The organism is Pseudomonas lini (assembly GCF_030812475.1).
In the GTDB taxonomy this organism is placed as follows: domain Bacteria; phylum Pseudomonadota; class Gammaproteobacteria; order Pseudomonadales; family Pseudomonadaceae; genus Aquipseudomonas; species Aquipseudomonas lini_A.
In genome coordinates this window covers 134,734-141,359 of sequence record NZ_JAUSSR010000017.1, presented here as the reverse complement: position 1 = coordinate 141,359, position 6,626 = coordinate 134,734, and the positions used below count along the sequence as shown (strand labels likewise).

Sequence of the window (6,626 nt, the reverse complement as noted above, 5' to 3'; positions counted from 1 at the left end):
TGGTAGTGTGGGGTTTCCCCATGTGAGAGTAGGTCATCGTCAAGATTGAATTCCGAAACCCCTATCTGCGCATGCAGGTAGGGGTTTTGTTTTTGTCCGCCGAAAATGCGCCGCGACGCAAATGCAACCTGCCGACGACCTACATGGAAAGTCCGTCAGTGCTGTGCCTTAATCCAGAGGACCACTGACGGAGGGATATAGATGCGACGTAGAGGCGCCCAATTCTGGTTATGGAACAATAGACGGCTACCCCTTCACACCCATGAGGAAGTGCTCGGCGACGGCGTGCAAATCGAGGTGCAGGCGCGGGTCAACAATGAGGGAATTCCCCAGGTTTTCATCGGCGTCTACGGCCCGAACGGTTGGGCGATCGGTGAGGAGTTTTATGACCGGCGTGTCGAGGAAAATTACTGCACGACGTTGAAATGGGGTATCCAGCGAGCAAGAGAGATTGTTGCGGGCACTCAAGGATTCGTAGCGCCGCACCGGGTGCAGTTGACCCTGAGTACGGTGATCACCGATGAGTCGGTATTGGCGTTGAGGCGCATGGAGATGACCGAGCGCGAACGTTTGAAGATCAGGTCCGAGGATGCCTGGGCGGAGTACCGTGCCGCCAAGACGGCCATGTTGAACTTGATGCGCTCAACCAAGGTTGATCCCGGGATTTGGGCCGATCACAAGGAGCGGCTCAGGCAGGCCATCGATCGACGCGCCTGTGTACAGCGCGCCTATCTCGATTGATTTTTACCCTGTGAATGGCGTAAGGCTTCGATGGTTTCGATCAGGTCATCGTAGGACACCGGCTTTCCAATATGCTGATCAAAGCCTGATTGCCGTGACTTCTGAATGTCGCTGTGGGTGCCGTATCCGGTCAATGCAATGGCCGGCACATCCTTGATCAGTGGCAACTGACGCAGGGCGCTCATCAACTCATGGCCGCTCATGACCGGCATGCCCAAGTCAGAAATGATCAGATCGAATCGGGTATTTTTGGCCGCGTCCAAAGCCGCCACCGGTCGATCGAAGGCAATCACCTTCGCGTCCTCTATCTCCAGCAGCATTTTCAAGGTTTCCAGTACGTCGGCAGAGTCGTCCACCAGGAGGATCGTCAATCCGCTCAGGCGTCCCGAGGCGATTTCGACCGGCTGCGCAGATTGACTCACACCGTGGGTGAGTGCCAATGGCAGGCACACCGTGAAGGTACAGCCCGTTCCGACGCCGCCAGAGCTGACCTCAACCGTTCCGCGTTGTGCCTCGGTCAATTGGCGGGCCAGTGAAAGACCGATACCCAGGCCTTCCCGGTGGTGGGTGGCGTGCTGTTGTTCGGCCTGACCAAAGAGGTCGAACACATGATCGAGGTTCTCGGGGGCGATGCCGGCACCATCGTCTTTGACATCCAGCCGAGCCATGTTTCCGACCTGGCTGGCGATCAACTGCACGCAGCCCTTGGGCGGGGTGAATTTCAGTGCATTGTTCACCAGGTTCCAGATGATCTGCTCCAGGCGAGTCGGGTCGGCCTGGACGAACAGCGGCTCAGCGGGCGCCAACAGTTCAACGGTGAGATCGTGCCGTTCATTGAGGACGACGGTGTGGATGTCGCGCAACACGCTGATCAGATCAACGGCGACCGGTTGCAGCTTGAGCTTGCCGGTGCGAACCCGTGCGACATCCAGCAGGTCATCGATGATCCGTGCCTGGCTGTTGACGGCATCGCAAATGGTATTGACGGCCTTGGCGGCCGGCGCCAGCGACTTGGTGACCGGCAGGCGACGCAGCAGCTCCGCGTTGAGCTGGATCAGGTTCAGCGGATGCTTGAGTTCGTGGGACATCACCGCGAAGAACTCATCCTTGAGGTAATTGGTATTGCGGGTCTCGGCCAGTTGCTGGCTTTGCTCTTCGTGCTGACGTTTGTGGCCGGTAAGGTCCCGGGCAATTTTCACGTAACCCTTGAGATTTTCGCCCTTGAGCAGCGTCACCTCGCCGCTGCAGAAGAAGCGGCTGCCGTCCTTGCGCAGGTGCCAGCGTTCATCTTCGCTGCGGCCATGGGTGCGTGCCGATGACAGCTCATTTTCAGGCACCCCCGCCGCGCGATCCTCGATGGAGAAAATGAAGTCGTAATAGGCGCCTTCGGCCTCGGCCTTGCCGTAACCGAAGATCAACTCGGCGCCTTTGTTCCAGCTGGTGATGATGCCCTGTTCATCGAGGGTGATGATCGCGTAGTCGCGGGTACTTTCGGCCACCAGGCGCATGCGTTCTTCGCCCAGGCGCAGCTCTTCTTCAGCGGCGCGACGTTTGCTGATGTCGATGAAGGTCAACACGGTGCCGTCGATGTGGTCTTCGCTGGAACGGTAGGGCAGCAGGCGCGCGATGTACCAGCGATTGTCGTTGCTGCTGACTTCGCGCTCGATCATGTTCAGCGACTCGAACACCTGCGCCGCATCGGCGGCCAGGTCGTCGTAGTGCAGGCGATGGGTAATGTCGAGCAACGAGCGCCCGGTATCCACCGGCAACATGCTGAAGATGTCGGTGGCGCGCGGGGTGAACCACTTGATGCGCATGCAGCGGTCGACAAATACCGTGGCGATGTCGGTGGAAGCGATCAGGTTGGTCAGGTAGTCGTTGATCTTGTCGGTCTCTTCGACCTTGGTTTTGAGCTCGAAGTTGACCGTCAATAACTCTTCGTTGATCGACTGCAGTTCTTCCTTGCTGGTTTCCAGTTCTTCGGTGGCCGAGCGCAGTTCTTCGTTGATCGCCTGCATTTCTTCATTGGAAGCCTTGAGCTCCTCACTGGAGACTTCCGACTGTTCGATGGTGTCCTGCAGGTGCAGTTTGGTGCGTTGCAGTTCGTGCTCCAGGTTGGACAGCACCTGGCTTTCCGTTTGCAGCACGGTGGTCGCCGCCAACTCCGAGGGATCGACCTCCACCTCCTCGAAGATCACCAACACGTAGTCGCCGTCCGACTCTTCGTCCTTGTAGGGATGGGCGACGAGATCGATCAGGTAGCGTCGGTCGTCGCGCTGGATCGGTACTTCGCGGGACTTGACCGGCTGGCCGCTCTGCTGGACCTGGAACAGGGTGGTGCGGATTTCCAGACGCAATTGCGGAAGAATCAGGGTCAGCAAATTGCGCGACAGTTCACCGCCGACATGCCGCAGGAAACGCCCGGCACTTTCGCTCATGTGCAGGATGTCGGCATTGGCATCGACAATCATGCTCGGTGGTGCGGACTGTTCCAGGGCCCGTTGATGGATATCGGCAACGGACAGTTTACGCGGCAGGCTGTTTGGCGGCGTTTGCCGGGAAACACTGGTGCGCACGTAGCCCCCGCGGGGCATGGTCGGAGTCCGACGGCTATTGGCCGTGCCGGTTTTGGCGCGGAAGATCCGGTTGCGTTTGTCCACTGGAGCGAATAATTCATGGCACGCGTCCGCGCTCTCGGATGAACCGAGAAACAGAAAGCCGCCGGGGCGCAGGGCAAAGTGGAACATCTGCAGGATTTCGCGCTGCACCTCGCGATCCAGATAGATCAGCAGGTTGCGGCAAACGATCAGGTCGATTTGCGAGAAGGGCGGATCGGACAACAGACTGTGTTTGGCGAACAACACCTTTTCGCGGATTTCCTTGCGAATTCGGTAGTGGTCGTTTTCCTTGGCGAAGTAATGCCGCAATCGCGTGGGCGGCACGTCGGTAATGATCGCTTGCGGGTACAACCCGGCCCGGCCGACGCTGATGGCACGTTCGTCGATGTCGGTAGCGAACAGCTGGAATGAGGCCGCGCTTCTGTCCAGTTGCAACTGATCGTTGAGCAGCATCGCCAGGCTGTAGGTTTCCTCGCCCGTGGAGCAGCCAGCAGACCAGACCCGGATCTCTTCTTTCTCTGCTTGCGTCGAGACGGCGGCGTTGACCAGCTGCGGCACCACGTCCCGTTCCAGGGCTTCGAAGGCTTCTCGGTCGCGGAAGAAGTTGGTCACGCCGATGAGCATGTCGCCCAGCAGTGCCTTGGTTTCCTCTGGATTACTTTGCAGGAAGCGGTAGTAGCCGGCGAGGTCCGGCTGGGCCGTCACCTGCATCCGACGTTCGATCCGGCGCAATACGGTGGCGCGCTTGTAGTGTTTGAAATCATGGCCGGTGCCGGTGCGCAACTGGATCAGAATGTCATGCAGCAATTGTTCGGCCACCACGGCTTCGCGTTCGGAGACGGCGGCAATGGTTTGCAGTTCGGGATCGTTGGCGGTAGGCAAGCTGATTTCCTGAGCGTTACGCCACAATTCCAGCAACTTTTGCGGCATCTCAACCACGGGCAGTACCAGGTCGACCAGGCGAGTGTCGATGGCCGCACGGGGCATGCTGTCGAATTCGGCGTCTTCCGGTGCCTGGGCGAGCGTGACGCCGCCTTGTTCCTTGATACGGGACAAACCGACAGCACCGTCCGATCCGGAACCTGACAGCACCAGGCAGAAAGCACGCTCGCGGTGCACATCGGCCAGGTCTCGAAAGAACAGATCGATGGACGCATTGCGCCCCTGATCCGGTTCGCAGACACGAACTTCAAGAACCCCATCATTCATTGTCAGCCGTTGCGCCGGTGAAATGACATACACCCGGTTTTTCTCTATGGGCACCGTTTCGGTGACCTGCAGGACCGGCATCCGGGTTGACTCCTGGATGATCTTGTCGGCGAAGCTTTGGTGGTCGGGGGATAGATGAAGGATGATCACGAACGCCATGCCGTTGTCCTGGGGCATGTTTTCAAAAAACAGTTTGATGGCTTGCAGCCCACCGGCCGACGCGCCAATGCCCACCACAGGGAAATCCAGGGTGCTGGGGCTCAAGGCCTTTGGCTCGGAAACATTGCCCGAGCGTCCGGGAGTGGTGGTCATGACTTCGGCCTTTGGCAGCGACGGAAAGCGTCTTGAGTTCTAGCGATGGGCAGCGCACTTCAATGAGTCAGGATAATCCCGTTTTTCGATAACGCCTTCAAATATTTAGCTTGTAGGGCGGCGTGTTCAGCCTCTATCTCCCCTGGAGGAGTTGGCTTGTCGGATCGCCGCATCGCAGCGATGGCGGCGTGACATCCAGCAACGATGTTGTCCGAACCTCCGCTTTCGCCGGCAAGCCGGCTCCTACATGTTGGCGTTGGCGATGAAGTATTTATTTGCCCATGCTTGAAATTCCGAACACGCGAAGCCTATTTTGTACGGGTCGCCGTTCGCGGCTTGCACAATAACCAGGAATGCGTCATGACGACCGATGGCCAGTGTTCACTCGCGCAGCGATTGACGGGCATTGATGAGATTGAATGTGTCACGCCGGACTTGAATGGCGTGCCCCGTGGCAAGGTAATGACCGCCGAGGGTTTTCTCCAAGGACGACGTCTGCAGCTGGCGCGGGGGGTGCTGCTGCAATGCATCATGGGCGGATATCCGCCAGCGCGTTTCTACGGCAGCGATGACAGCGACCTGGCGTTGATTCCCGATCCGGCGCAGATCCACTGTTTGCCCTGGAGCAAGGAACCGCGAGCCTTGGTCATTTGTGATGCAGACGAGTTGACCGGCGAGCGCTCTAATCTGTCGACCCGAGGCCAGCTCAAGGCCGTCATCGCGCGTTATGCCGCCCTCGGGCTGGCTCCGGTGGTGGCGACCGAGCTGGAATTTTTCATCTTCGCGCCCAACACCGATCCGACTCGACCGTTCCAGCCACCGGTAGGCCTGGACGGTCGCCGCGAGGACGGTCATTCGGCCTTCAGCGTCAGTTCCAATAACGGCTTGCGGCCATTTTTCAGTGAGGTTTACGAGTGCATGGCGGCCTTGGGCTTGCCGCGCGATACCTTCATGCACGAGATGGGCGTCAGCCAGTTCGAGATCAATCTGCTGCACGGCGATCCATTGCTGCTGGCCGACCAGACGTTCCTGTTCAAGCATCTGCTCAAGGAAGTCGCGCTCAAGCATGGCTTGACCGTGGTTTGCATGGCCAAGCCGCTGGCGCACACCCCGGGCAGTTCAATGCACATTCACCAGAGCATCGTCGAGATCGGCACCGGGCGTAACGTATTCAGCGACGAAGCCGGAGAGCCGACCGCGATTTTCCGTCATTTCATCGGCGGCCAGCAGGCGGGCATGGCGGATTTCACCGCGTTGTTCGCGCCTAACGTGAACTCCTATCAGCGTTTGTGCCATCCGTTTGCGTCTCCGAACAATGCTTGCTGGTCCCACGACAACCGTGCGGCCGGCTTGCGCATTCCGGCCAGTTCGCCGCTCGCCCGTCGGGTCGAGAACCGTTTGCCGGGGGCGGATGCGAATCCGTATCTGGCGGTTGCCGCGAGCCTGGCGGCCGGGTTATATGGTATCGAAAACCAACTGGAGCCGAGCGAGGCGATTCAGGGTGAGTTCCAGGTGCCGGATAATCTTTCATTGCCGTGTACCTTGCATGCCGCTCTCGAGCGTCTGACACGTAGTCAATTGGCGAAGGAACTGTTTGGCGAGGAATTCATCGAAGGTTACGTCGCTTCGAAGACCCTGGAGTTGACCAGCTTTCTTGATGAAATTACTCCCTGGGAGCGGCGTGTTTTAGCGGCCCAGGCCTGACGATTCGTCGACACCGGGCTATCTTTTCGGATAGTCCGTTTC

3 protein-coding genes are annotated in these 6,626 nt (G+C 58.8%); 2 read left to right on the top strand and 1 reads right to left on the bottom strand.

Going from position 1 to position 6,626, the window contains the following annotated elements; all coding sequences use genetic code 11:
• Positions 1-201 precede the first annotated feature (201 nt).
• Positions 202-741 carry a hypothetical protein gene (locus J2W17_RS27325; protein WP_307342160.1) on the top strand — a complete coding sequence of 180 codons (540 nt, stop codon included), beginning with the start codon at positions 202-204 and terminating at the stop codon, positions 739-741.
• Here J2W17_RS27325 and J2W17_RS27320 read toward each other — a convergent pair.
• Entirely contained in the window at positions 729-4,880 is a 4,152-nt protein-coding gene (locus tag J2W17_RS27320; RefSeq protein ID WP_307342157.1) for a CheR family methyltransferase, read from the bottom strand. The genes J2W17_RS27325 and J2W17_RS27320 overlap by 13 nt on opposite strands.
• A gap of 462 nt (positions 4,881-5,342) precedes the next feature.
• Here J2W17_RS27320 and J2W17_RS27315 point away from each other — a divergent pair, with 462 nt between their 5' ends.
• The gene (locus tag J2W17_RS27315) at positions 5,343-6,584 is read left to right on the top strand and encodes a glutamine synthetase family protein (RefSeq protein WP_307342166.1); all 1,242 of its coding nucleotides are present in this window, start codon (positions 5,343-5,345) and stop codon (positions 6,582-6,584) included.
• Positions 6,585-6,626 lie beyond the last annotated feature (42 nt).